The organism is Nonomuraea diastatica, from assembly GCF_004349015.1.
In the GTDB taxonomy this organism is placed as follows: domain Bacteria; phylum Actinomycetota; class Actinomycetes; order Streptosporangiales; family Streptosporangiaceae; genus Nonomuraea; species Nonomuraea diastatica.
Window position 1 is genome coordinate 19,569 of the sequence record NZ_SMKP01000082.1, and the last position, 22,846, is coordinate 42,414.

General features: G+C 69.1%; 28 protein-coding genes and 1 tRNA gene. 14 read left to right on the forward strand and 15 right to left on the reverse strand.

The annotated features are described in order from the left end of the window. Positions 1–3: 3 nt before the first annotated feature. The gene (locus tag E1294_RS26885) at positions 4–639 is read right to left on the reverse strand and encodes a TetR/AcrR family transcriptional regulator (protein WP_220447958.1); all 636 of its coding nucleotides are present in this window, start codon (positions 637–639) and stop codon (positions 4–6) included. Between the two features lie 258 nt (positions 640–897). Here E1294_RS26885 and E1294_RS26890 point away from each other — a divergent pair, with 258 nt between their 5' ends. After that, positions 898–1,350, forward strand: a complete 453-nt coding sequence (locus E1294_RS26890; protein WP_132512783.1) for a universal stress protein — start codon at positions 898–900, stop codon at positions 1,348–1,350. 19 nt (positions 1,351–1,369) lie between these two features. Here the strand turns inward: E1294_RS26890 and soxR are convergent, their stop codons facing one another. Together soxR and E1294_RS26900 are read right to left on the reverse strand one after the other, a co-directional pair. Continuing rightward, complete coding sequence (soxR, locus tag E1294_RS26895; protein WP_132512785.1) at positions 1,370–1,864, reverse strand: redox-sensitive transcriptional activator SoxR; 495 nt, start codon at positions 1,862–1,864, stop codon at positions 1,370–1,372. Positions 1,865–1,873: 9 nt separating this feature from the next. After that, complete coding sequence (locus tag E1294_RS26900) at positions 1,874–2,305, reverse strand: Lrp/AsnC family transcriptional regulator (protein ID WP_220447959.1); 432 nt, start codon at positions 2,303–2,305, stop codon at positions 1,874–1,876. 56 nt (positions 2,306–2,361) lie between these two features. Here E1294_RS26900 and E1294_RS26905 point away from each other — a divergent pair, with 56 nt between their 5' ends. Beyond that, the gene (locus E1294_RS26905; protein WP_132512787.1) at positions 2,362–3,276 is read left to right on the forward strand and encodes an SMP-30/gluconolactonase/LRE family protein; all 915 of its coding nucleotides are present in this window, start codon (positions 2,362–2,364) and stop codon (positions 3,274–3,276) included. A gap of 2 nt (positions 3,277–3,278) precedes the next feature. Here the strand turns inward: E1294_RS26905 and E1294_RS26910 are convergent, their stop codons facing one another. Together E1294_RS26910 and E1294_RS26915 are read right to left on the reverse strand one after the other, a co-directional pair. Beyond that, positions 3,279–4,001: an ABC transporter permease gene (locus E1294_RS26910; RefSeq protein ID WP_246083308.1), complete on the reverse strand. Its 723-nt coding sequence runs from the start codon at positions 3,999–4,001 to the stop codon at positions 3,279–3,281. A gap of 5 nt (positions 4,002–4,006) precedes the next feature. Beyond that, positions 4,007–4,912, reverse strand: a complete 906-nt coding sequence (locus E1294_RS26915) for an ABC transporter ATP-binding protein (RefSeq protein ID WP_132512791.1) — start codon at positions 4,910–4,912, stop codon at positions 4,007–4,009. Between the two features lie 108 nt (positions 4,913–5,020). Here E1294_RS26915 and E1294_RS26920 point away from each other — a divergent pair, with 108 nt between their 5' ends. From E1294_RS26920 to dnaN, 3 genes are all read left to right on the forward strand, one after another. Continuing rightward, a complete protein-coding gene (locus E1294_RS26920; protein ID WP_220447960.1) occupies positions 5,021–6,448 on the forward strand; it encodes a sensor histidine kinase in 1,428 nt (475 codons plus the stop codon). Continuing rightward, positions 6,448–7,101: a response regulator transcription factor gene (locus E1294_RS26925; protein ID WP_132512795.1), complete on the forward strand. Its 654-nt coding sequence runs from the start codon at positions 6,448–6,450 to the stop codon at positions 7,099–7,101. The genes E1294_RS26920 and E1294_RS26925 overlap by 1 nt, the downstream gene beginning before the upstream one ends. A gap of 85 nt (positions 7,102–7,186) precedes the next feature. Continuing rightward, positions 7,187–8,284 carry a DNA polymerase III subunit beta gene (dnaN, locus tag E1294_RS26930; protein WP_132512797.1) on the forward strand — a complete coding sequence of 366 codons (1,098 nt, stop codon included), beginning with the start codon at positions 7,187–7,189 and terminating at the stop codon, positions 8,282–8,284. 25 nt (positions 8,285–8,309) lie between these two features. On the opposite strand, the gene E1294_RS26935 is transcribed toward dnaN, so the two are convergent. The 6 genes from E1294_RS26935 to upp form a co-directional block, all read right to left on the reverse strand. Next, complete coding sequence (locus E1294_RS26935) at positions 8,310–8,984, reverse strand: FadR/GntR family transcriptional regulator (protein WP_132512799.1); 675 nt, start codon at positions 8,982–8,984, stop codon at positions 8,310–8,312. A gap of 99 nt (positions 8,985–9,083) precedes the next feature. Beyond that, positions 9,084–10,427 carry a helix-turn-helix domain-containing protein gene (locus tag E1294_RS26940; protein WP_132512801.1) on the reverse strand — a complete coding sequence of 448 codons (1,344 nt, stop codon included), beginning with the start codon at positions 10,425–10,427 and terminating at the stop codon, positions 9,084–9,086. A 96-nt stretch (positions 10,428–10,523) separates the two neighbouring features. Beyond that, entirely contained in the window at positions 10,524–11,057 is a 534-nt protein-coding gene (locus tag E1294_RS26945; RefSeq protein WP_132512803.1) for a PH domain-containing protein, read from the reverse strand. Beyond that, the gene (locus E1294_RS52960; RefSeq protein WP_165977494.1) at positions 11,054–11,212 is read right to left on the reverse strand and encodes a hypothetical protein; all 159 of its coding nucleotides are present in this window, start codon (positions 11,210–11,212) and stop codon (positions 11,054–11,056) included. The genes E1294_RS26945 and E1294_RS52960 overlap by 4 nt, the downstream gene beginning before the upstream one ends. A gap of 96 nt (positions 11,213–11,308) precedes the next feature. After that, on the reverse strand, positions 11,309–11,533 hold the full coding sequence (locus E1294_RS26950) for a hypothetical protein (RefSeq protein ID WP_132512805.1): 225 nt from the start codon (positions 11,531–11,533) through the stop codon (positions 11,309–11,311). 166 nt (positions 11,534–11,699) lie between these two features. Further along, positions 11,700–12,338, reverse strand: a complete 639-nt coding sequence (gene upp, locus E1294_RS26955) for a uracil phosphoribosyltransferase (RefSeq protein ID WP_132512807.1) — start codon at positions 12,336–12,338, stop codon at positions 11,700–11,702. A gap of 166 nt (positions 12,339–12,504) precedes the next feature. Here upp and E1294_RS26960 point away from each other — a divergent pair, with 166 nt between their 5' ends. The 4 genes from E1294_RS26960 (at position 12,505) to E1294_RS26975 (ending at position 14,066) form a co-directional block, all read left to right on the forward strand. Then, positions 12,505–13,020: a tRNA adenosine deaminase-associated protein gene (locus E1294_RS26960; RefSeq protein WP_425465227.1), complete on the forward strand. Its 516-nt coding sequence runs from the start codon at positions 12,505–12,507 to the stop codon at positions 13,018–13,020. Positions 13,021–13,037: 17 nt separating this feature from the next. Continuing rightward, positions 13,038–13,514, forward strand: coding sequence for a tRNA adenosine deaminase-associated protein (locus tag E1294_RS26965; protein WP_132512811.1), 477 nt, complete (start codon positions 13,038–13,040; stop codon positions 13,512–13,514). After that, entirely contained in the window at positions 13,511–13,966 is a 456-nt protein-coding gene (tadA, locus tag E1294_RS26970; RefSeq protein ID WP_220447961.1) for a tRNA adenosine(34) deaminase TadA, read from the forward strand. Before E1294_RS26965 ends, tadA begins: the two co-directional genes overlap by 4 nt. 10 nt (positions 13,967–13,976) lie before the next feature. After that, positions 13,977–14,066: transfer RNA gene (locus E1294_RS26975), tRNA-Ser, on the forward strand. A gap of 75 nt (positions 14,067–14,141) precedes the next feature. Here the strand turns inward: E1294_RS26975 and E1294_RS26980 are convergent. Further along, entirely contained in the window at positions 14,142–14,438 is a 297-nt protein-coding gene (locus tag E1294_RS26980) for a type II toxin-antitoxin system VapB family antitoxin (RefSeq protein ID WP_132512813.1), read from the reverse strand. A gap of 134 nt (positions 14,439–14,572) precedes the next feature. Beyond that, the gene (ypfJ, locus tag E1294_RS26985; RefSeq protein ID WP_132512815.1) at positions 14,573–15,514 is read right to left on the reverse strand and encodes a KPN_02809 family neutral zinc metallopeptidase; all 942 of its coding nucleotides are present in this window, start codon (positions 15,512–15,514) and stop codon (positions 14,573–14,575) included. 95 nt (positions 15,515–15,609) lie between these two features. Between ypfJ and E1294_RS26990 the strand changes: the two genes are divergently transcribed. Next, the gene (locus E1294_RS26990; RefSeq protein WP_132512817.1) at positions 15,610–16,251 is read left to right on the forward strand and encodes a LysE family translocator; all 642 of its coding nucleotides are present in this window, start codon (positions 15,610–15,612) and stop codon (positions 16,249–16,251) included. A gap of 68 nt (positions 16,252–16,319) precedes the next feature. Further along, on the forward strand, positions 16,320–17,339 hold the full coding sequence (locus E1294_RS26995) for a phosphotransferase family protein (RefSeq protein WP_165977495.1): 1,020 nt from the start codon (positions 16,320–16,322) through the stop codon (positions 17,337–17,339). Here E1294_RS26995 and E1294_RS27000 read toward each other — a convergent pair. Further along, positions 17,321–18,244, reverse strand: coding sequence for an endonuclease/exonuclease/phosphatase family protein (locus tag E1294_RS27000; RefSeq protein ID WP_132512820.1), 924 nt, complete (start codon positions 18,242–18,244; stop codon positions 17,321–17,323). The genes E1294_RS26995 and E1294_RS27000 overlap by 19 nt on opposite strands. A gap of 185 nt (positions 18,245–18,429) precedes the next feature. Here E1294_RS27000 and E1294_RS27005 point away from each other — a divergent pair, with 185 nt between their 5' ends. Further along, on the forward strand, positions 18,430–19,281 hold the full coding sequence (locus E1294_RS27005) for a TrmH family RNA methyltransferase (RefSeq protein ID WP_132512821.1): 852 nt from the start codon (positions 18,430–18,432) through the stop codon (positions 19,279–19,281). Continuing rightward, a complete protein-coding gene (locus tag E1294_RS27010) occupies positions 19,281–20,042 on the forward strand; it encodes an rRNA methyltransferase (RefSeq protein ID WP_132512823.1) in 762 nt (253 codons plus the stop codon). Before E1294_RS27005 ends, E1294_RS27010 begins: the two co-directional genes overlap by 1 nt. 548 nt (positions 20,043–20,590) lie before the next feature. On the opposite strand, the gene E1294_RS52965 is transcribed toward E1294_RS27010, so the two are convergent. Further along, positions 20,591–20,788 carry a hypothetical protein gene (locus tag E1294_RS52965; protein WP_165977496.1) on the reverse strand — a complete coding sequence of 66 codons (198 nt, stop codon included), beginning with the start codon at positions 20,786–20,788 and terminating at the stop codon, positions 20,591–20,593. Between the two features lie 409 nt (positions 20,789–21,197). Here E1294_RS52965 and E1294_RS27015 point away from each other — a divergent pair. Next, the coding region (locus E1294_RS27015; RefSeq protein ID WP_132512825.1) for an AfsR/SARP family transcriptional regulator at positions 21,198–22,846 on the forward strand (1,649 nt) is incomplete at its 3' end.

The following is a 22,846-nucleotide window of genomic DNA, read 5'->3' on the forward strand; positions in this document are numbered from 1 at the left end:
CTCTCAACCTTGTCGATCAAACTCGGGATCGCTCACGGGCATCGGCGAGCCGCCTCCGGCGGTGCGGCCCGCCGCCGGCCCCCGGCTCCGCAGCAGAGCGTCGAGGGAATCCAGGATCCAGGCCCAGGATTCCTGTGTGCCGACGGCGGTGTGGCTGAAGCTCCCGGCCATCTCCAGGCTGACGTAGCCGTGGAAGACGCTGCCCAGCATCCGGACCGCGTGCGTCTGGTCCGGCTCGGTCAGGTCGTAGCCGCGCAGGATCGCCCGCGACATCTGTGCGTGCCGTACGCCGGCACTGGCGGCCGCCGTCTCGGGGTTGAGCCGGAGCCGGGCGGCGGCGTAGCGGCCGGGGTGCTCCCGTGCGTAGTCGCGGTAGGCGTCCGCGAACGCGGCCAGGGCGTCCTTGCCGGCCCGTCCGGCCAGGGCGGCGGCCGCCCGGTCGGCGAGTTCCTCCAGGGCGAACAGGGCGATCCTGGTCTTGAGGTCATGGGAGTTCTTCAGGTGTGAGTAGAGACTCGCGACCTTGACGTCGAACCGCCGGGCGAGCGCCGAAACGGTCACCTGGTCGAAGCCGACCTCGTCGGCCAGTTCGGCCCCCGCCCGGGTCAGGCGTTCCGGGGTAAGCCCTGCTCTGACCATAAGCTTCCTCCTGTTCGCCGACAACTATAAGGCATTTTCCTAATAGCTTTAGCCAGTATTCGCTGCCGCTCAGGAACGGCCTGGTCAGGGGAGCACGGCGGGGCGTTTGCGGCCGGCGGCCGGCGGTCGATGAGAGGCGCACTTCCGCTCGGTGTGACCAAGCAGACAGCGGGCTCCGGAATGGCGCCTGATCGATGCGGTGCTTCACCGGTGGAGCTTCGGTGCTCTGCTGAAGAGCGAAGCGAAGGGAAGAACGCCATGACCATCCTCGTCGCCTACGACGGCTCGGCCGACTCGCGCGCCGCCATCGAGTTCGCGGCCAAACACCTGACCGCCGAGCCCACCGTCGTGGTCACGGTGTGGGAGCCGCTGCTCCTCCAGATCAAGAGATACCCGCTGGCCGCTGCGGCGTTCGACGTGGGTGCCGAGGACGCGGCCCACGCGCAGGCCGAGCAGCACGCCAAGGAGGGGGCCGAGCTGGCGATCGCGGGCGGGATGTCCGACGTCGCCTATCGGGCGGTGGCCGACAACGAGTCGATCTGGAAGAAGATCGTGGACGTGGCCGACGAGATCGACGCCTCGCTCATCGTCACCGGCTCGCGCGGCCTGGCGGGGGTCAGGTCTGTGCTGCTCGGCAGCGTCTCCAACCATGTGCTGCACCACGCGGGCCGGCCCACGCTCATCGTCCCGCCGCAGAAGGAGCCGTCGTAGAAGGCCCTGGGCCAGGAGCTCAAGCGGGCGGGACGCAGCAGAGCGTCTGAGGAGGGCACAGCCGGGTGTCGATGCGCCGCGCGCCCGGCCCCTCGTCGCCCAGCCGATCGTACGGGTTGGCCACCGGGCAGCGGTCCAGCGACAGGCACCCGCACCCGATGCATTCGGTGAGGTCGTCGCGCAGCCGCTGGAGCTGCTCGATGCGGTCGTCGAGCTCGCCGCGCCAGGCGGCCGACAGCCTGGCCCAGTCGTCGCGGGTTGGGGTGCGCTCGTCGGGAAGGCGGCTGAGGGCGTCTTTGATGGTCTTCAGGGGGATGCCGATGCGCTGCGCCAGCCTGATGAAGGCGACCCTGCGGAGGCTGTCGCGGGTGTAGCGGCGCTGGTTTCCGGACGTGCGGCGGCTCGTGATGAGGCCCTTGGCCTCGTAGAAGTGCAGGGCGGAGGCGGCGACGCCACTGCGCTCGGCGAGCTGGCCTACGGTGAGCTCTCGTGTGTTCCAGGCGACCTTCGTCATACCTGGAGTTTACTTGAGGGCCCGTTCGAAGAGGGTCTGCAGGACGACGACCGTCTGCGTGCCCGTCACCCCGTCCACCTGGAAGACCTGACGCAGCAGGTCCTGCAGCTCCTTGGGCCCGCTCGTACGCACCTTGAGCAGCACCGACGCGGGCCCGGCGATGACGTGCGCCTCCTCGATCTCCGGGATCGCGGCCAGCCTGTCACCGCTGTCGCCCATCCACGTGCTGCCGTCGACCAGCACGTACGCGGTCAGCGTGCGCCCGAGCGCCTCCTGGTCGACCTCGATCGTCGTGCGCCTGATGACGCCGCGCTCGCGCAACTTGCGCACACGTTCGTGCGCGGCGCCGCTGGACAGCCCCACCGCCTTGCCGAGCATCGCGTACGACCGCGTCGCGTCGTCCTGGAGCAGGTCGATCAGCATTCTGTCGATATCGTCCACGACAAGATGATATACCGTTGTTGGTCGGCTGATCCGAACTACGTATGGTGGATGACATGACGGACACGATCCCCACTGAGTTCGACGTGCTCGACGAGCGGTTCGCCGCCTTCGGAGGAGACGACAGGGTCGAACGCCTCCACACCGGCACCCGCTGGGCGGAGGGCCCGGTCTACTTCCCGGCCGGCCGGTTCCTCGTCTGGAGCGACATCCCCAACGACCGCATGCTGCGCTGGGACGAGACGACGGACGCGGTCGGAGTCTTCCGGCAGCCGTCCGGCTACTCCAACGGCAACACCCTCGACCGCGAAGGCCGGTTGATCACCTGCGAGCACGGCAACCGCCGGGTCACCCGCACCGAGCACGACGGCTCGATCACGGTGATCGCCGACCGCTGGCAGGGCAGGCGGCTCAACAGCCCCAACGACGCGGTCGCCCGCTCCGACGGCTCCGTCTGGTTCACCGACCCGCCGTACGGCATCCTCAGCGACTACGAGGGCCACGCGGCCGAGCAGGAGATCGACGGCTGCCACGTCTATCGCGCGGATCCGGTGACGGGCGAGGTCCGCGTCGTGGCCGACGACTTCGTACGGCCCAACGGCCTGGCCTTCTCGCTGGACGAGAGCCGGCTCTACGTCGCCGACACGCGGGCCAGGCACGTGCGGGTGTTCGACGTGCGCGACGACGGCTCCCTCGCGGGCGGCAGGGTGTTCGCCGAGGGCAGCGAGGGTGACAACTTCGACGGGATCCGGCTCGACAACACCGGCCGCGTCTGGACCGCGGCCGGCAAGGCGGTGCTCTGCTACGACCCCGACGGCACGCTGATCGGCCGCCTCAGGCTGCCCGAGTTCACGGCGAACCTGGTGTTCGGCGGGCCCAAGCGCAACCGCATGTTCATCACGGCCTCGACCTCGCTCTACTCGCTGATGAGCAACGTGACCGGCGCGCCGCCTGTCTGGGCCGCGCGCTAGCCTCACTCCCACCGGAAGAGCCGTACGGCCAGCCCACCGAAGATCACCAGTCCGGCGGCCACCACCGCGAGGTGCCCGAGCTCGGGAGACTGTCCGGCCCAGGCGTCCTTGAGCGCCTGGGCGAACGGCCCCGCCACGGAGAAGTCGCTGACGGCGCGCAGCGCGTCCGGCATGATCTCGCGCGGCACCCACATCCCGCCCAGGAACATCAGCGGGAACATCACCACGGCCCCGATGCCGGGAGCGGTCTTGCCGTTCGGCGCGAGGGCGGCGATCACCAGCCCGATGGCCAGTAGCGCCGCGCTGCCGAGCAGGAACACGAAAACGAAGGCGACCGGCTGCCGCGGCAGCGGGGAGCCGAACGCCACGGCACCGGCCCCGATCAGGATGGCCGCGGACACCACGCCGACGACCAGGTTGATCAGCAGCTGCACGCCGAGCAGCCGCCCCGGATGCACGGGTGTGGTGGACATCCGCCTGAGCACACCCCGCTCGCGGTACGTGGTGAGCACTGCGGGCACGATGTTGCAGGCCAGCGTGAGCAGCGCGAGCAGCGTCATCATGCTGGGCAGCTGCGCGTCCACCATCCGCTCGCCCGACGTCCCGGCCTCGGTCATGACCGGGATGCTGAGGCCCAGCACGAGCAGGAGCCCGACCGGCAGCCCGATGGTGAACAACAACGACGGCCAGTCCCGCAGGTAGAGTCGGGTCTCCACGATCAGCATCTTCTTCACGAGAGCTTCCTTCCGGTGAGCGCGAGGAACGCGTCGTCGAGCGTGGCCTGCTCGATGCGCAGGTCTTCGGGCACGATCTGCTGCTGGGCGAGCGCCAGGGTGACGGTGGGGGCGAGGTTGCCCGAGCCGGTCACCACGACCTGGTCGCCGCTCCTGGTGACCCCGCTCACCTCGGGCAGGGCGAGCAGCACGGCGTCGTCGACGGGCGCGGAGGGCCGGAACTTCACCCGCTGCTCATCGCCCACCTGCGAGATGAGCCCCCACGGCGTGTCGGTGGCGGCGACCTTGCCGGCGTCGATGAGCGCGAGCCGGTCGCAGAGGCGTTCGGCCTCCTCCATGAAATGGGTGACGAGCACGATCGTCACCCCCGAATCGCGTACCTGCTCGACCAGCTCCCAGGTGTCTCTGCGGGCCTGCGGGTCGAGCCCTGTCGTCAGCTCGTCGAGCACCGCCACGCGCGGCCTGCCCACCAGGGCGAGCGCGACCGACAGCCGCTGGCGCTGCCCGCCGGAGAGCTTCTTGAACATGGTGTCGCGCTTGCCGCCGAGCCCGACCCGCTCGATCAGGTCGGACCAGTCCGCAGGGTCGGGGTAGAAGGAGGCGTAGAGGTCCATGGCCTCCCGCACCTTGATCTTCTCCGGCAGCTCGGCGCTCTGCAACTGCATGCCCAGCACCCGGCGCAGCTCGGTCCGGTCACGCTGAGGGTCGAGCCCGGCCACCTGTACGGTGCCGCCGTCCGGCGCCCGCAGGCCCGCGACGCACTCCACCGTCGTGGTCTTTCCGGCGCCGTTCGGGCCGAGAATGCCGAAGATCTCGCCCTCCGCCACCTCGAAGGACACGTCCTCGACCGCCACGTGGTTCGGATACTGCTTGCGCAGGTTCCTGACCTCGATGATTTTCATGTCATCGACGCTAGAAAGCTGTGGTCCGCCGGGGAATCCGGCTGGATGCCCGCCAAGGGTGTACTTAGATGCAGTGACCGTGACGCGGCGTTGCCGCAGACTATAGGCATGCTTCGAAGCTTCGGCCGGATTCTGGTGCTTCTCGCGCTCCTTGTCCTTGAGGTGCCCGCGATCCTGCTGGCCGGGCTCATGCTGCTGCTGACGTTCGGGATGGGCGTGGTCTTCCTGTTCCCGCCGCAGGTGATGATGGTCCGGCGCCTGGCAGAGCTGAACCGGCGGTTGATGCGCACGTGGACGGACATCGAGATCGAGCCGCCCTACCTGCCCAAACCACCGCCTCCGGTGCCGCAGCCGGACGGCATGTACCGCTCCGACCGCACCCTCTACAAGACGCCACGGATCCCGGCCTGGAACAACCGGTGGAAGTGGCTGCTCTCCGACCCAGGCTCGTGGCGGGACCTGCTCTGGCTGGCGCTCGACGCCGTGGTGAAGCCGCTGCTGGTGCCGCTGTTCATCGTGCTTCCCGCGCGCGGGCTGCGCCTCTACGCCCAGTGGAGCGAGCTGCTGCTCGGCGCGACCACCGCCAGCCGCCTGGCGGGCCAGGTGAGCCATCTCAAGCGCACCCGTAACCTGGCCAACGACTCCCAGGCGGCCGAGATGCGCAGGATCGAGCGCGACCTGCACGACGGCACGCAGGCCAGGCTGGTGGCCATCGGCATGACGCTGGGCGCCGTCGAGGAGCTCGTCGACAGGGACCCCACGGCGGCCAAGGCGCTGCTGGCCAAGGTCCGGGACGCCTCCTCCGAGACGCTGACGGAGCTGCGCCGGGTCATCCGGGGCATCCATCCGCCGGTGCTGGCTGAGCGCGGGCTGGCCGACGCGATCCGCGCGCTCGCCATGGACAGCCCGATGGACGTCACCGTGGACATCGACCTGGCGCACCGGCCCGATGCGCCGGTGGAGGCGGCGGTCTACTTCGCGGTCAGCGAGTTGCTCTCCAACGCGGCACGGCACGGCAACGCCCGCAAGGCGACGGTCGACATCAGCGCCAACGGCCCTCACCTGCGAATCTCGGTCGCCGACGACGGCATGGGCGGGGCCGACCCGTCGAAGGGCACCGGCCTGTCGGGCATCGAGCGGCGGCTGGCCGCCTTCGACGGCGTGCTCGCCCTGAACAGCCCGCCGGGCGGGCCCACCACCGTGACGATGGAGCTGCCCCGGGTGCTGCCCGAGCACTGGGCGGGCGAGCTGAACAAGATGCCGCGCTGGAAGACGGTGGCGGTCGTCATGTTGTGGGCGACGGCCTGGTGCCCGACGATGCCGCAGGGGGTCGTGGCGGGCGTCTTCAAGGTCGTCGGCTTCGAGGAGAAGGCCTGGTTCCTCGCGCTGCACCTCCCCGAGGTCTGGCAGTGGCCTACGATCCTTGGCATGATCACGGTGGGTCTCATCATGCACGTCCTGGCCATCCGGATCCCGGCCGCCCACAACCGTGAGCGTTTGCTCGCCGGCAAGCCGGTGGCCAAGGTGTTGTGCTGATGAAGAACCGCGTGCTCGTCGCCGAAGACCTTTACCTGCTCAGAGATGGGCTGGTCCACCTGCTCCAGGCCCACGGCTTCATGGTCGTCGCGGCCGTGGAGAGCGGGCCCGAGCTGCTCAAGGGCCTGGTGGAGCTGCGTCCCGACGTCTCGATCGTCGACGTACGGCTGCCTCCCACGTTCACCGACGAGGGCCTGAAGGCGGCGCTCGCGGCCAGGGAGAAGGTGCCCGGCCTGCCGGTCCTCGTGTTGTCCCAGCACGTCGAGCAGCTCTACGCCCGCGAGCTGCTGGCCGACGGCTCGGGCGGGATCGGCTACCTGCTGAAGGACCGCGTCTTCAACGCCGAGCAGTTCGTCGACGCCGTACGCCGGGTCGCCGAGGGCGGCACGGCCATGGACCCTGAGGTGATCGCCAAGCTGCTGGCCAGCAACGCCAGGGACGAGCCGCTGGCCGCGCTGACGCCCCGCGAGCGCGAGGTGCTGGAGGCCATGGCCGAGGGCCGGTCCAACGCGGCCATCTCCCAGCGCCTCTTCCTCAGCGAGAGCGCCGTGGCCAAGCACACGGCCTCCATCTTCGCCAAGCTCGGCCTGGCGCCGTCCGACGACGACAACCGGCGGGTGCTGGCCGTGCTCGCCTACCTCAACAGCCGTTAGCCGTATCGACCGCGGACGCCCGCCGCGAGTTGTCAGTCGTAGCGGCTATTTTCGTAGGGGCACGGCGACGAAGAGGTGGTAACAGGTGAAGATCCGGGTTAACCGCGATGTTTTGGCAGATGCGGTGGCGTGGGCTGCCCGAGTCCTGCCCAGTCGCCCTGTAGTGCCCGTCCTGTCCGGGTTGTTGCTGGAGGCAGGTGACGAGCTCACCCTGTCCGCGTTCGACTACGACGTCTCCGCGCGGGCCACGGTCGACGCCGACGTGGCCGAGACGGGCAGCGTGCTGATCCCCGGCCGGTTGCTGGCCGAGATCAGCCGGAGCCTGCCCGCCGACGACGTGGAGATCGTCACCGAGGGCGCCGAGGCGGTGCTGACCTGCGGCAGCGCCGAGTTCGGGCTGATCACGATGCCCGTCGAGGATTTCCCGACCATGCCGGCCATGCCGCCGAGCGTCGGAGCGATCGGTGGCGGCGTGTTCGCCTCCGCCGTCGGACAGGTCGCGCCGGCGGCCAGCCGCGACGACACGCTGCCCATGCTCACCGGCATCAGGGTCGACATCGAGGGCGAGTCGGTGGCGATGGCGGCCACCGACCGCTATCGCATCGCCGCCCGCGACTTCACCTGGCGCCCGGTCGCCCCCGGCGTCGCCGTCTCCGCGATGGTGCCGGCGCGGGTGCTGGTCGAGGTGGCCAAGTCGCTGCGCGGCGGCGAGGTGTCGGTTTCGATGGGCGACGGGGTCGCCGGGTTCGAGAGCGTCGGCCGCAGCACGACCGTCCGCCTGCTCGACGAGCAGTTCATCGACTATCGCGCGAGGCTGACCAACGACTGGTCGATCAGGGCCGACGTGGCCGTGGCGCCGTTCGTCAACGCGATCAAGCGGGTGGCGCTGGTGGCCGAGCGCAACACCGCGATCCGGTTGTCGTTCAGCCAGGGCCAGGTGCTCATCCAGGCCGGCGGCGGCGACATCGGGCGCGGCGCCGAGGTGGTCGAGTGCGAGCTGCGCGGCGACGACATCCAGATCGCCTTCCAGTCGCAGTTCCTGCTCGACGGGCTGACCGGCATCGAGAGCGAGCTGGCGTGCATCAACATGGAGTCGCCCACCAGGCCAGCCCTCATTCAGGACGTGCCAGGTGACGCCCAGCCGGCCTTCCGCTACCTCGTCATGTCGCTGCGCCAGTCATGAGCCCCCCGGCCGCTCCTGACGCCATTCAGGATTCGGTCAGGGCGATGAGGATGTGCTCCATGCAGGCGTGCCCGGCCCGCTCGGCGGCCGAGGCGTCGCCGGCGGCGATGGCCCTGGCGATCGCGTCGTGGGGGATATAGCCCTTGTTCAGCGACGTGCCCGCGGCCGTGATGCTGGCCCGCAGCGCCGCCGAGAAGTCCTCGTAAAGGTCGATCAGCACCAGGTTGTGCGTGGCGTGCGCGACCGCCATGTGGAAGGCCAGGTCGGCCTCGACGAAGAGGTCGGGATCGTCCAGCTCCCAGGCCCGGTCACGCTCGGCCAGCGCCGCCTCGATGCGCTGGATGTCGTCATCGGTGCGCCGGGTGGCGGCCAGGCGAGCCGATTCGACCTCGAGCGCGCGGCGCACCTCGAAGATCTCGAGCTGCTCGGCCTGGCGCAACCGCCGCAACATCGCGCCGGACAACTCGCTGGTGGCCCGGACGTAGGTGCCGTCGCCCTGGCGGCATTCGAGCAGCCCGGCGTGCGTGAGCGCGCGTACGGCCTCCCGAACGGTGTTGCGGCCAACACCGAGTTGCTCAGCGAGCACCGTCTCGGTAGGGATCTTGCCGTTCATCGGCCACGTCCCTGAGGTGATCTGCTCCTTGAGCTGATCGATCACCTGGTCGACGAGCGAAGCTCGCTGCGCCGTACGCAGACTCACAGTCCGCCTCCTCCGGGAAACCAATCATCCTATGAGTGAATGACTGGTAGACCCTAATTATTCCAGACTCGAAAAGCCAAATCTGGAGCTCCCGGAGGTTCAGCGAGAAACCGTGGTGTCGACCGTCACCCCCGCCATGGCGGAGCGGACTCCGGCCGACTCGAGAGCCTTATGGTAGGCCACGGTCTGCTGGGTCACGGATCCGATTCTGCCGTAGAGGTCGCCCAGCTCGCGCCAGCAGCGTGCGGCCTGCCGATCGGAGCCGAACACCGGCCGGTCGAGCCCGGCGAGCAGCTCCTGCGCGGTGCGCACGTGGGCCGCGGCGTCGCCGCCCAGGTCGAGCGCGACGGTGGCCAGCACGAGGTGCGCCTCGGCGGGCGTCGTGCCAGAACGGTCGTGCGACAGCCCCAGGGCCACGGTGGCGAGCTCTCCGGCGCGCGCCGGGTCGCCGGCCCGCAACCGGACCCGCGCGTGCACCACGAGGCCCTCGCCATGCTCGCGGATGGTGGCGGGGAAGACGGCGAACGCCTCGGAGGCGGCCGTGACGAGCCTCTCGGCCTCGCCGATGTCCGCCGTGGGCAGCCGCGACCAGTGCATGGCGGCCCGCGCGAGTTGCAGCGCCAGCCGCGTCTCGCGCCCGGCCATGATCGCGTCGTCGGCCAGGCTGACGGCCAGCGCGGAGTCCTCGCCCGCGGCGGCGGCCGAGCTCGCCTCCCACAGTGACCTGATCTCTCCGGAACGGTCCACAATCTGTGGGACGCTGGTCACGTCGAGCACGCTCTTGACGTAGTCGAGCTCGGGGGAGTCGTCCGCGCGCTCGCTGCGCGCCTCCACCAGCGCGGTGGCCAGGTCGACGGCCATCTCACCCTGCGTGATGGACAGCCGCTTGGCCTGCCGCAGCGCGGAGACCGCCAGGTCATGGGCGCGCAGCCGGTCGCCCGCCCGCTGGTAGCAGCGGCTCAGCGAGATGGCGAGCGGCAGGTCGGCCAGCCGCTCGGGGTGGGCCGACGCCTCCCTGCGCAGGCGCTCGAAGGCCTCGACGGCCTGGCCGAGCCGGCCCTGCGCCTCCAGAGCGCGCGCTCTGCCGAAGCGGGCGTGCGCGGTCAGCATGGCGTTGTCCTCGTCGGCCGCCTTCACGATCTCCGTGAAACGGTCGGCGGCTATGGCTGGGTCGCCGTGCTGCAACTCCAGCTCGGCGTGGCGCAGCCCCAGCTCGGTGTCGATGCGCTGGCGGGGCTCGATCCCGTGCAGCAGGAACTCGGTCGTGCAGCCGAGTCGCTCGGCGAGCAGCCGGGCCACGACAGGAGTCGGCGTACGCTTGCCCGACTCTATGAGCGAGACATAACTGTCAGACAGGTCGGGCCCGGCCAGTTGGGCCTGGGACATCCGCCTGTTCAGCCGCAGTCCTCGGACGCGGTCACCGATGGTTCCCTGACTCGGCATCTCATCTCTCAAGGCGGGGAAGGGTCAACAACACGCAATGATTGCATGAAGTAGCCGAATCGGGTATCCCCACGTGAAGAATTCCCCGCAGGGAGATTAATCGTCGCCGTCGTCCTTGCCGGGGAAAAGCATCTGGCAGACCTCGAGGTACAAGGTCTCTGGATACGGAATGTACTTGACCGTTGACAGTGCCTGGTCCTGGCCGGCCGACTCGAGGATGAACTCACCGTAACCGAGCATGCGCCCAAGCAGAGATCTTTGGAAGCTCATGTCGGTGACCTTGCCCAACGGCATCATCGCGACCTTGCGGGTGATGAGCCCGGTGGTCAGCAACATTCGTGTGGATGTCACCACAAAGTAATCGACCGACCACTCCGCCACTTTCCACACGAAACGGATCAGCAGCAGGAGCCACAACCACCAGACGACGACGAGCGCCGTGCCACCCGCCTCTGCGCCGCCGAAGAAGCTGCTGAGCAGCCCGGCGACGACGAGGCCGCCGAAGACCTCGGCGACCGGACGGAGCAGGATGGCAGGGTGCCGCCGCACCATGAGGACCTGTTGTTCGTGGGGGAGGAGGTAGCGGTTGACCGACGACGGAGCGGAGTCCCCGTGGGTCACAAGTCTCATGCGAGGCTGTTCACGAATTGAGCCAGCGAGTCGGCCGCGTTGAACACCGTGTCGAACGCTCCTCTCACCGCGTCCGCGGCGTCAGCTGGTCGCGCGAACAGGTAGTACGCGACAAATGCGATACCACCGTATGTGAGGACTTTTTTGACCTGCACTGTCGCCTCCGTGCCACTTACCCACTCCACCCACCGTCTACATTACCCACCCGGGTGCCGGAGTAAAGGTAACTTGGCGGGTATGTTCGGATCTTGCTAACCACGCTCGCTGGCCACCAGGGCCAGCACGTGAAGGTGCTTACGCGCGATGCGCTCCACGAGGCTGGGATGGGCGTAGCCTGTGACCTCCAGCGCGCCGTAGTGCGCTGCTTCGACGCAGCGCGTTACGGTGGTCGAGGAATGGATGCTGGCGAACTCGTCGCGCAGCAGCGCCTCCACCTCCGCATACGGAGTCGGATCGGCCTTGGTGTGATCGTTCACGAGAACACCTCGGCACTGGGCATGTCGCTCATCGTGCTCCCCCACGCGCAATGCGGAAGTTGCCTTCCTGTCTCTTCGTACCCACTCAACCACAGTATGTAACGAAGTGACGACTCCGCGTGACGGATAAAGGACTTTTCGCGCCGGTGCTTCGGATCACATGGCTTCAGACCACGCCGTAGAGCCGGTCGCCCGCGTCGCCGAGCCCCGGCACGATGTAGCCGTTGCCGTTGAGGCGTTCGTCGAGTGCGGCGGTCACCACGCGGATCGGCTTGCCGGAGTTGGCGAACACCTTGTCCATGTGAGCCAGGCCCTCGGGCGCGGCCAGCAGGCAGATGGCCGTGACGTCGACGGCCCTCCTGTCGAAAAGGAACTGCACGGCCGCCGCCAGCGTGCCGCCGGTGGCGAGCATGGGGTCGACCACGAAGCACTGCCGCCCGGACAGGTCGTCGGGCAGCCGCGTGGCGTACGTCTCCGCCTGCAGCGTCGACTCGTTGCGGATCATGCCGAGGAACCCGACCTCGGCCGTCGGCAGCAGCCTGGTCATGCCGTCGAGCATGCCGAGCCCCGCGCGCAGGATGGGCACGACCAGCGGGTGCGGCTTGGCCAGCCGGACGCCGTGGGCGGGGGCGACCGGCGTGTCGACGGTGACGTCGGTGACGCGCACATCGCGGGTGGCCTCGTACGCGAGCAGCGTCACCAGCTCGTCTGCGAGCCTGCGGAACGTCGGCGAGTCGGTGCGGACATCACGCAGCGCGGTCAGCTTGTGTGCCACGAGCGGATGGTCGACGACGAGGGTTTCCATGGAGGACCACGCTATCTCGTGACGGCCGAGGCCGCAGATCCTGCTGCGTAGGGCCGCTCACCTCATCGGTTTTGATCACAATTTGGTCGGAGAGGCACACGACCAGTGGCCGACTCTGGAACGATTAGGTGTTGGTGATATCTGTCGTGTCAGAGGTCGGGTGGAGATGGCGATGACAGACGAAGACGCTCTCGACTTCGCCATCGTGGTTTATCGCGAGGACGATCGCTGGGACGCCGGGCTGCTGCCCAGCACGCTCACGTCTGATTTGAAGGGGCTGATCCACGCCCTCAGGCAGCAGCCCAGCGAGAGCAGCACGATCGGCCTGGTCGCGGTGGGCGACGAGTTCTTCGTGGCGCTGCGGGTCCTGGGCGAGCGGGTCGACGTGTTCCTGTCCGACATCGCCGCCTCGTGGGACTTCCCGCTGGCGGAGCAGGTGCTCGACTACCTCGACGTGCCCGTCCCCGACGAAGAGGAGCTCGACGAGATTCTCCAGGACGAGGAGACCGTGCTTCCCGCAGGAGATCTGTCGATCTTCGCCGATCTCGGGTTGGACGAGATGGAGCTGGGCATCCTCTCCGGCGACATTGACCTGCTGCCCGAAGACGTGTTGTCCAGCATCGCCGCCCGGCTCGGCTTCTCCGAGCCGTTCGAGCGTGCCATCGAATCGGTCTTCGGCTGACCCCCTGGAGCGCGGACATGGCGTCCAACACCTTTTCTGCGGCTTTTGTCAGGACCTCCGATGGTTGGAGTGGCGCCGAGGTCGATCTGGATGACGCCGAGATCGTCGACGACTTCGGCGACGCCGTCATGGAGACGCTGGGGCTCACGGGCGACGAGCTGGCCCTGCTCTGCGTCGAGGTGGAGGACGAGTGGTTCGCCCTCGTCCGCTACCGGGGCGACGACGAGCCGCGCGTCTTCCTGTCCGACGTGCACGCGGTCGTCTCCGACAGCCTGGGCGAGCTCTTCGCCGAGTTCGCCGGCGTGGTCCCGGAAAAGGAGGGCAACGGCCTCGGCGTGCGCCCGGCCGGCGACTTCGAGTTGCTCAGCGACCTCGGGCTGAGCTCAGAAGAGCTGCTGGAGCTGAGCGTGGAAGAGGGCATGCTGCCCGCCGACATCCTGTCGGTGATCGCCGAGCGGCTGTCGTTCGCCGACGAGCTCGACCGGCTGCGGTGACCCACGAGGAGGCCATGCGCCTGGCCCTGGCGGAGGCCGCCGCGGCGGGCGACAGGGGAGAGATCCCCGTGGGGGCCGTCGTCCTCGACCAGCTCGGCGAGGTCCTGGCCGCGGCCGGCAACGACCGTGAGTCGTCCGCCGACCCGACCGCCCACGCCGAGGTGCTCGCGCTCCGCCGGGCCGCCGCCCGCCGCGGCCAGTGGCGGCTGACCGGCTGCACGCTCGTGGTGACCCTTGAGCCCTGCACGATGTGCGCGGGCGCCGCGGTGCTGGCGCGGGTCGACAGGATCGTGTACGGAGCCGTCGACGAGAAGGGCGGCGCCGTGGGCTCGCTCTGGGACGTCGTACGCGATCGCCGGCTCAACCACCGGCCCGAGGTCGTCATGGGGGTCCTGGCCGCCGAGTGCTCCGCCGTACTAAAGCGGTTCTTCGCTACTCGCAGGATCCGGTAAGCTCGTGCGCGGTGGTGTCGCCTAGTGGCCGAGGGCGCACGCCTCGAAAGCGTGTGATGGGGCAACTCATCCGTGGGTTCAAATCCCACCACCACCGCCATCGCCCAAGGGCCTCCGAGATTTTCGGAGGCCCTTTCGCGTGCCCGCACACCTGAGCGAGCCGCGCGGCTCGCGCTCAGTCGGGCAGCTCCAGGACCCTGGCGTGCAGGATCGATCGTTGGTGGAGCGCGGCGCGCAACGCGCGGTGCAGGCCGTCCTCCAGATAGAGCTCGCCTTGCCACTGCACCACGTGCGGAAAGAGATCACCGTAGAACGTGGAGTCGGCGGCGAGCAGCGAATGCAGGTCCAGCATGGCCTTCGTGGTGATCAAGGAGTCGAGCCGGACCTGCCGTGGCGGGATCTGCGCCCACTCTCGGGGCGTCAGACCGTGTTCGGGATAAGGGCGTCCGTCGCCGACAAGCTTGAAGATCACCCCCCTGATTTTAGGAGAGAATCCGAATCCTCGCGTTATCCGGGTTGCGTCGGCCCAGCTGAGCCCGCGCGTACGGGTTTTCCCGGTCCTGTGGGAAAAGGGGTTTCCTGCGCTCCTTGATCGGTTTTTCAGGCTCAGATGTCCCCGGAGAAGGTGTCGCACCGCCGGGGTTGGCCGCTCTCATATCCTCTGCTGAACCATTTCGCGCGCTGCCGCGAGGTGCCGTGCGTGAAGGCGTCGGGGTTCACCCGGCCTTGAGAGCGTCGCTGGATGCTGTCGTCGCCGACCGCTGCGGCCGCGCTGAGTGCCTGGTGGATGTCGGCCTTGGAGAACGGCTCCTGGTAGAAGCCGGTCCTGACCGCGTTGCGCGCCCAGACGCCCGCGTAACAGTCGGCCTGAAGTTCCAGGCGTACGGACGCGCTGCCGGAGCCGGGCAGGCCGGCGCCGCCGAGCCGTTCCATGGTGCCGAGCAGGTTCTGTACGTGGTGACCGTACTCGTGGGCGACCACGTACGCCTGGGCGAAAGGCCCGCCCTCGGCGCCGTAGTCGCGCTGGAGGGCGTCGAAGAAGGTCAGATCCAGGTAGACCTTGCGGTCGGGCGGGCAGTAGAAGGGCCCGGCGGCGGAGTTCGCCGCGCCGCAGCCGGTGTTGACCGTCCGGGAGAACAGCACGGTCCTGGCCTGCCTGTACACCATCCGGCCCTGCCGCCCGAACTCCGCCCGCCAGTACGACTGGATGCTGTTGACCGTGCCGACGATGCGGCAGTCCTCGGACTGATCGGCGTCGGCGCCGGTCCGGCAGCGTTCGGCCAGGTTGCCGCTCGGTGAGAGGGCCGGAGGGGCGCTCGGCGCCTGCCCGCCGCTCTGGCGGCCGCTCTCGTCCCCGCCGAACGGCGAGGGGACGACCCCGAACAGGAGCAGCCCCGCCACCGCCAGGGCCAGTGTCAGGCAGCCGCCGCGCCGCCCGATGGGTGCCATGCAGCCGCCGGGCATGCCGCCCCCGCCCGGTCGCGGGCGCGTGGCCCGTGCGTCCTCGACCTGCGACGGGTCGAGAGGCGCGTCGTCATCGAATTGCATGTCACCTCCGCAAATGTCATCCCCAGTAGTTTGGCGAATACGCAGGGTGCGCAAAAGGAGGTGATTTTTCGGGATATGACGGATAATCTGCGGACATGACGGTAGGAATGGTCGGGATTGCGCTGGTTTCGCTGGGCATGGTTCTCACACCGGGCCCCAACATGGTCTATTTGATCTCACGCTCGATCGCCCAAGGCCGCAGGGCCGGCTTGATCTCCCTCGCCGGAGTCGTCCTCGGCTTCACCGTCTACCTGACGGCGACGTGCCTCGGGTTGACGGCCGTCTTCGCGTACGTGCCGGCCGCGTACACCGCGCTCAAGCTGGCCGGCGCCGCCTACCTGCTCTGGCTGGCCTGGAACGCCGTCAAGCCCGGCGGCACGTCGGCCTTCCAGACGCGCGACCTCCCGGTGGAGCGGCCGGCCAAGCTGTTCGGCATGGGCCTGCTGACGTGCCTGCTCAACCCCAAGATCGCCATCCTGTACCTGTCGCTGCTCCCGCAGTTCATCGACCCGTCGATGGGTCATGTGCTGCTGCAGAGCCTCGCGCTCGGCTCCGTGCAGATCGTGGTCGCCACCACGGTCAACGGCCTGATCGCGATCTCGGCGGGGGCGCTGGCCGCGTTCCTGGCCAGCCGCCCGGCCTGGCTGCGCGTGCAGCGCTACATCATGGGCAGCCTGCTCGGCGGCTTCGCCGTCCTCATGGCCACCGACCGCTCCAAGGCCCTCGCCCCCGCCTGAGACACGCGGTCACGGAGCGCGGGAAAAGGATGCGACCTCGGAGCGGAGGTCTGTCAGCATGCACGCTCATGAACGACTTCGAGCCGGCCCACGAGACCCTGGCCGCCATCGCCGCCCGGCACGGGAGCACCGCTGAAACCGTACGCCCGACGCACTCCGGTGTCGCCAACCGGGCTTACCTGCTCGGCGACGACCTGGTGTTGCGGATCCCGCGCACCAAGCAGTTCCTGGCCGACCTCGTGAAGGAGGCGGCGGTCATCCCCGCTGCCCGGCGCCTCGGCGTACGGACTCCCGGCGTCGTGACCTTCGATGACACCTGCGCCGAGGTGGACGTGCCCTACATGGTCCTTGATCGGGTGCAGGGCGCCGACCTCGAACGGCTCGACCTGCCCACGGACCGGGCGGAGCAGGTCTACCGGCAGGTGGGCCGGGAGCTCGCCAAGCTGCACCGGCTGTCCGGAGAAGCCGGCCTGTCCGCCGTTCCCCGGGACGAGAGCCCCGGGGATCCCCGGGAACTGGTGGACCGGCTCCGCGCCGACGGCTGGATCGACGCCGACGCCGCCCGCTGGCTCACCAGCCGGTTCGACGCGCTCAGCCCGTACCTTCCCGCCGAGCCGCCCATGGTGCTGGTGCACGGCGACATCTCCCCGCAGAACCTGCTGGCCGCCGAACGAGGGGCCGTACTGACCGGCATCGTGGACTGGGGCGACGCGCAGTGGGCCGACCCGGCGATCGAGTTCGCCAAGACACCGCTGACCGCCGTGCCCGCCATGCTCGACGGATACGCCCAGGAGGCCGGCGAGGGCACCGCCGAGCACCTGCGCTCCTGGGAGGCGCGCGTGTTGTGGGTTCACCTCACCTGGGCCCTCGCCCGCCTGGCGGATCCCGTACCTAAGCCGGGCGAGCGCCATTGGACCGCGCCGCCTGCCAGTCGGCTCCTGGGACTTTTGCGCTTCTTCGCGGCCGACCCGCCATCGCCCTGGGCAGATCTGGTCCGAGCGGGTCCCGGCGTCCACGGCAGGACGGTTCTTCCAGCGGAACGCCACCGCGTGCCGAACGTGCTCCCGTCTCATGCTCCTCGCAGGTAGCCGATCAGGGGCGCGTGGTCGGAGTATCCGTTCGGCGGGCCGCTGTCCGGCTCGTTCGCGGTGCGGTCCATGAGCGACTGGTCGGCGTCGCAGGCGGTGAAGAGCCTGGTTGTGCCGGTCTTGGTGGCGAAGATGTGGTCGCGCTTGCGGTAGACGTGTTTCCCGTTGGTCCAGGCGTGGTGGGTGACCTCGTTGCGCTTCGCGCCGCCGGCGTCGCACTCCTCGTACGCGCTGGACAGCGGCCGCAGCTCCGTCGAGCCGGGGAACAGGTTGAAGTCGCCGCCGAGCATCACGTCGAGGCCGTCCGCGGACACCGCGGTCTTGATGTTCCTGATCTGCTGTGGACGGCGTGGGTCCGCGGGGTCGGCGAGCACGTGGGTGGTGCAGATCCGGGTGCCGGTCCAGTCCGCCGTGCGTACGCACAGCGTCGGCAGGGTCTGCTTGCTCTTTCCCGTGGTGTCGGGAGGCAGCGTCTGCGTGACCTTGGTTCCCGTGATCCGCGACTTGACCGCGATGCCGAGGCCGAGGTTGCCTGACAGGGAGCCACGGCAGTCGACGCGGCCGTCGGGCCGTGCGCCGTCGGCTCGGGCGAAGGACCAGCCGGGGCCGAGGGCCGCCTTCAACATCTCCATGTGGCTGTCGGCGGCGACGCCGCAAACTTCCTGGAGCAGCACCACGTTGGCCCGGTGCTCGGACACGAGGCCGGCGATCTGCTCCACCTTCTTGTCCGGTTCATTGCGGTACGCGCAGTAGCCGGCGTCGCCGCGTTTGCCGCCCGCCTCGCCGCAGATGTTCCAGGAGATGACGCGGAGCTCCGACGCCGCGGCGGCGGCGGGCAGGGCGAGAAGCGGGATGGCCAGCACCACGGCCGCCGCCGCCCAAAGGGGTTTCGCTCGTTCGAACATGGGGCGCAGCGTAGAGAAGAGCGATTTCGATTCGCTTTTGTCGGCAGACCCCTGCCGCGCAAGACAGCGGCACTCCGTGGCCCCAGGCCGGAAAACTGCTGTGTGGAGGGGGATGGCCCACACTACTCCCCGGTGCCGACAGGTTGGTCGTCGCTTGGGGAACTGATCCTATTCTGTAGAGCGTGATGAACCGGGGACGATCCGTATCGGGGGAGCTGCACATCACGCGTGCGAACGCGCGCTTTCAGCAGTGGCAGGCGCTGCTGGGAAACCGGGCCAAGCGGCAGCGGGCCGGGCAGTTCCTGATTCAGGGTGTGCGCCCGATCAGCTTGGCGGTCGAGTTCGGCTGGCCGGTGCATGCGCTCATCTATGACGCCGAGCGGCCGCTGTCGAACTGGGCGAAGCAGATGCTGAAGGCGGCCGGCGGGGGGCGGGTGGCCATGGCCGCCGAGCTGTTGCGGGAGCTGGGCGGCAAGGACGAGGACGTCCCCGAGCTGGTGGCGGTAGCCGAGCTGCCGGACGATGAGTTGTCCCGTATCCAGGTGGGGCCGTCCTTCCTGGGCGCGGTGTTCGACCGGCCGAACAACCCCGGCAACATCGGGACGATGGCACGCTCGCTGGACGCGTTCGGCGGACGAGGGCTGATCATCACCGGCCACGCCGCCGACCCCTACGACCCCCGATCCGTGCGGGCTTCCACCGGGTCGCTGCTCGCACTGCCGGTGGTGCGGTCCCATTCGCACCGGGAAGTGCTGGCGTGGGTCGCGGAGCTACGCGCCCGGGGGCTGCCACTGACGGTGGTGGGCACCGACGAGAACGGCACGCTCGACGTCGCCGACCTGGACCTGACCGGCCCCACCCTGCTCATCTTCGGTAACGAGACCACCGGGCTGAGCGCGGGATGGCGGCAGGCGTGCGACACGATGGCGCGCATCCCGATGGCCGGCTCGGCCAGCTCCCTGAACGCCGCCAGCGCGGCGACCGTGGTGTTGTACGAGGCCGCCCGCCAACGCAACAACGGGGCGAGCCGCACCTGATGAGCTATCGCCACGCGACCGTCCGGGCCGACTATCGGGACCTGTCCAGCGGCTCGGTGCTGCACTCCGCCGCCGGGTTTCCCGCATTCCCCGTCCGGCTGGCCAGCGAGATCTTCCAGCGCGCGCTGGCCTTGCGCGGCGGCGACCGGCCCGCCACGGTCTGGGACCCATGCTGCGGCAGCGGTTACCTCCTGACCGTTCTGGCGTTGTCGCACCGGCGCCGGATCGCCTCTGTGCTGGCCTCCGACGTCGACCCCGAAGCGCTGGGCCTGGCCGAACGCAATCTCGCCTTGCTGAGCCGGGCCGGCCTGGCCGCCCGCGCCGCCGATCTCAAGGCGCGCTCCGTCCGCTTCGCCAAGCCGGCATATGGCGCGGCGGCGCATGCTGCCGACCGCCTCGCCGCCGGGCTCGCCGCCGTCGGAGGGGATGTGCCGCACGCGGTGCGCCAAGCCGACGTGTTCGACCCCGGCCAGCTCCGGCGGGCACTCGGACATCATGCACCGGACATCGTGATCACCGACGTCCCCTACGGCGAACAGACCCACTGGCACGGCTCCGGGGCGGCGGCAGGAGTCACCGGCATGGTCGCGGCTCTGACGGCCGTGCTCTCGTGGGGCAGCGTGATCGCGGTGACGGTACGAGGCCGCAAGGTCCCCTTGGACCGCGGGCCACGCCCCCGAACCTCCTTCAAGATCGGCACCCGGGCCGTCGCGCTGTTCCAGACTCCGGTGTCTCCTGAAGGGACCGACCGCCGGGCATGACAGAGTTCACCGTGCCTTTTTGACGATCTGCCGGACTTGCTGCCAGCGTGGTGTCTGGCCCATCTCGGTGACCAGCCCGCCGACGTGCTGGTCCGGCAACCATCGATGTCGACGGTGTTCGGTCTCCCTTTAGCCGGCGGTACGGAACACGGCCGACAGGGCCCGTCGGCACATGCTGGCGGCTGACCTGCTCTGTGTGCTGGGCCACGCCGACTCTGGACGCGAACAGCCGAACGCCTGAGGTGTTGACCGCCTCGGTGGTCATCTCGTCGGTCGGGGTGCGGCGGGCCCAGTCGGCTTGGTCAGCTAACCGTCCGAGCCCGCAGTCAACGGCGATAGCTCGACTACGTAGCCCACGAAAGGGTGCTGCACCGACGCGGATCTGCAAGCTGGGTTGCGGTCGAAACCCAGCGTCTCGGGCCTGTCGGGTACGCGTCCCATCGTCGCAGCCGGCGATCTCATCGCGTCACCGATGCGTCAACGGCAGTAGCCCACGGAGCACGATCTGGTGGTCTACCTGACCGCTGAAGACCGGCGGCACCGTAGAATCACTTTTGAAGGGTGCCCGGGCTGGTGGCGATTTCGCCGGAGGGTCCGCCGGCGGAGGCTGACGAGGCGGTGGCAGCGCCAAGGCCGAGCGCGAGAAGACCGGCTGCGGCCACAACAGCGAGCTTCTTGAGCTGTCTGACATGCTTCATGAGTTCTCCCACGCGATGCGAAGCTGCAGCGGTGATGATATTGGGCAAGAGATCACGACACACTCCACCAGGTGAGGCCGGGGTTCAAGCCTATGTACGGCAGGAATGTGACGGCGTCAGGTGAACACCCGACTATTTTGGTCTCTCTGGACAAGCGCGCGACATCTCTGAGGAGCGGCATCTTCAGGCATGAGGTCGAGGGGCGGACGCGCTCACGAGGATGGGTCTCTACAGCCCGCCCGCCCAGGAGACTGCGCTGGTCGCACTCATACGCTCCAAGCGCCGTGATCAGTGGCCTGGTGGCTCATGTGCAAGGCACCTGTAAGCCTGCACGTCTATACATGCACAGGTGACCCACGATGCCGGAAGTACGCACAGACAGCGTTTCGTCCGCCATCGGCGAGAAAAGCCCTCATCCCATTGAACTGCCGATTTCGTTGAGGGGGGAGCGCTCCTCGTGACGCTGGAGATCAGTTTCCTCGGCCCGTTGCAGGTCCTGGCCGCTGACGCACCGGTCCGGCTCGTCGGGCATCGACGCATCGGTGTGCTGGCCAGACTCGCCATGAACGCGGGGCAGCCCGTCCACGCCGAGCGGATCCTCACCGACATATGGGGAGACAGCTCCGCGGCGACCGCGGCCAAACAGCTCCATATCGTGATCTCCAAACTACGCCGAGCTCTCGGACCCCACACCGCCGAAGAGATCATCCAGACCGTGCCCGGCGGCTACCGGCTCGCGCTCGTGCCAGACCACATCGACGCCCACCTGTTCCTGCGCCTGGCCAAACGAGCCCGGACTGGCCAGGCACAGGGGGCTGGTGCCGCCGCGGACGCCCTGTTCCGCAGAGCGCTGCAGTTGTGGCGAGGCGAACCACTGGCCGAACTGACCGCCCCCTGGGCACGAATCGAAGCCGCCCGCCTGGAAGAAGAACACCTCAACGTCCTGGAAGACCACGCCGATCTCCGCCTCGCCGCAGGGGACCACCACGCGATGGCTGCCGAGCTGGCCGTCCACGTGCGTGCCCATCCACTACGCGAGCGCGCCGCCGCCCAGCTCATGCTCGCCCTGCACCGCGCCGGCCGCCCATCCGAAGCGCTCGCCGTCTACCAGGACACCCGCCGGGTCATGATCTCCGAACTCGGCATCGAACCCGGCATCGAACTTTGCCGCCTGCACCAGGCCGTCCTGGCCAAGGACCCCGCCCTCGACCTGACCACCCCGGCCCAACAGGTCACGGTCCGCGAGCCGTACATCCCGGCCGAACTGCCTGCCGACACCCGCGCCTTCACCGCCCGCGCCGCCGAGACCCACCGCCTGCGCACCGCACTCGGCCTCGACGGTAGCCCAGCCCGCGGGCCGCTCGTCACCGTGATCGACGGACCCGGCGGCATCGGCAAATCCGCCCTGACCGTCCACGTCGCCCACGCCATGGCCGCCCGATTCACCGACGGCGTCATCTACCTCAACCTGCACGGATCCACCCCCGGCCTCGACCCTCTGACCCCCGCCCAAGCCCTGCGCCATCTGCTGCGCTCCCTGGGCTTGGACGGCGCCGCAGTCTCAGCCGACCCCGGCGAGGCCGCAGCCCGCTATCGGTCCCTGACCGCGACCAGCGATCTGCTGGTCATCCTGGACAACGCCCGGGACGTCCGCCAGATCCGCCCGCTCATCCCCGCCGGCTCGGGCTGCCGGGTCCTGATCACCAGCCGGGACCCGCTGGTCATCCTGGACAACGCCCGCCACCTCCACCTGGGCGCGCTGCATGCCGCCGACGCCGCCGCGCTGCTGTCGCGGCTGGCCGGACCCGACCGGGTAAACGCCGAACCGCAGGCGGCCGAGCGGATCGTTCACCTGTGCGGGGGCGTCCCCCTCGCTCTGCAGATCGTCGGCGCCCGCCTGGCCGCCCGCCCCGACTGGGCCCTGTCCGACCTGGAAGTGCGGTTGGCCGACGCCACTCGCCGCCTGGACGTGCTGGAGTACGCCGACCTGGCCATTCGCGCCAGCGTCGCGGTCAGCCATCATCAGCTGCAAGAAGAACCCGCCGGCCGTGACGCCGCCCACCTGCTGCCCCTGCTCGGCCTGCTCGACCTGCCCTCCCACACCCC

What these genes read in the sequence shown, in the direction of transcription:
- E1294_RS26885 (WP_220447958.1), bottom strand. Translation starts at nt 639, where the DNA reads ATGGTCAGAGCAGGGCTTACCCCGGAACGCCTGACCCGGGCGGGGGCC.
- E1294_RS26890 (WP_132512783.1), top strand. Translation starts at nt 898, where the DNA reads ATGACCATCCTCGTCGCCTACGACGGCTCGGCCGACTCGCGCGCCGCC.
- soxR (WP_132512785.1), bottom strand. Translation starts at nt 1,864, where the DNA reads ATGACGAAGGTCGCCTGGAACACACGAGAGCTCACCGTAGGCCAGCTC.
- E1294_RS26905 (WP_132512787.1), top strand. Translation starts at nt 2,362, where the DNA reads ATGACGGACACGATCCCCACTGAGTTCGACGTGCTCGACGAGCGGTTC.
- E1294_RS26910 (WP_246083308.1), bottom strand. Translation starts at nt 4,001, where the DNA reads ATGCTGATCGTGGAGACCCGACTCTACCTGCGGGACTGGCCGTCGTTG.
- E1294_RS26915 (WP_132512791.1), bottom strand. Translation starts at nt 4,912, where the DNA reads ATGAAAATCATCGAGGTCAGGAACCTGCGCAAGCAGTATCCGAACCAC.
- E1294_RS26920 (WP_220447960.1), top strand. Translation starts at nt 5,021, where the DNA reads ATGCTTCGAAGCTTCGGCCGGATTCTGGTGCTTCTCGCGCTCCTTGTC.
- E1294_RS26925 (WP_132512795.1), top strand. Translation starts at nt 6,448, where the DNA reads ATGAAGAACCGCGTGCTCGTCGCCGAAGACCTTTACCTGCTCAGAGAT.
- E1294_RS26940 (WP_132512801.1), bottom strand. Translation starts at nt 10,427, where the DNA reads ATGCCGAGTCAGGGAACCATCGGTGACCGCGTCCGAGGACTGCGGCTG.
- E1294_RS26945 (WP_132512803.1), bottom strand. Translation starts at nt 11,057, where the DNA reads ATGAGACTTGTGACCCACGGGGACTCCGCTCCGTCGTCGGTCAACCGC.
- upp (WP_132512807.1), bottom strand. Translation starts at nt 12,338, where the DNA reads ATGGAAACCCTCGTCGTCGACCATCCGCTCGTGGCACACAAGCTGACC.
- E1294_RS26960 (WP_425465227.1), top strand. Translation starts at nt 12,505, where the DNA reads ATGGCGATGACAGACGAAGACGCTCTCGACTTCGCCATCGTGGTTTAT.
- E1294_RS26965 (WP_132512811.1), top strand. Translation starts at nt 13,038, where the DNA reads ATGGCGTCCAACACCTTTTCTGCGGCTTTTGTCAGGACCTCCGATGGT.
- ypfJ (WP_132512815.1), bottom strand. Translation starts at nt 15,514, where the DNA reads ATGCAATTCGATGACGACGCGCCTCTCGACCCGTCGCAGGTCGAGGAC.
- E1294_RS26990 (WP_132512817.1), top strand. Translation starts at nt 15,610, where the DNA reads ATGACGGTAGGAATGGTCGGGATTGCGCTGGTTTCGCTGGGCATGGTT.
- E1294_RS26995 (WP_165977495.1), top strand. Translation starts at nt 16,320, where the DNA reads ATGAACGACTTCGAGCCGGCCCACGAGACCCTGGCCGCCATCGCCGCC.
- E1294_RS27000 (WP_132512820.1), bottom strand. Translation starts at nt 18,244, where the DNA reads ATGTTCGAACGAGCGAAACCCCTTTGGGCGGCGGCGGCCGTGGTGCTG.
- E1294_RS27005 (WP_132512821.1), top strand. Translation starts at nt 18,430, where the DNA reads ATGAACCGGGGACGATCCGTATCGGGGGAGCTGCACATCACGCGTGCG.
- E1294_RS27010 (WP_132512823.1), top strand. Translation starts at nt 19,281, where the DNA reads ATGAGCTATCGCCACGCGACCGTCCGGGCCGACTATCGGGACCTGTCC.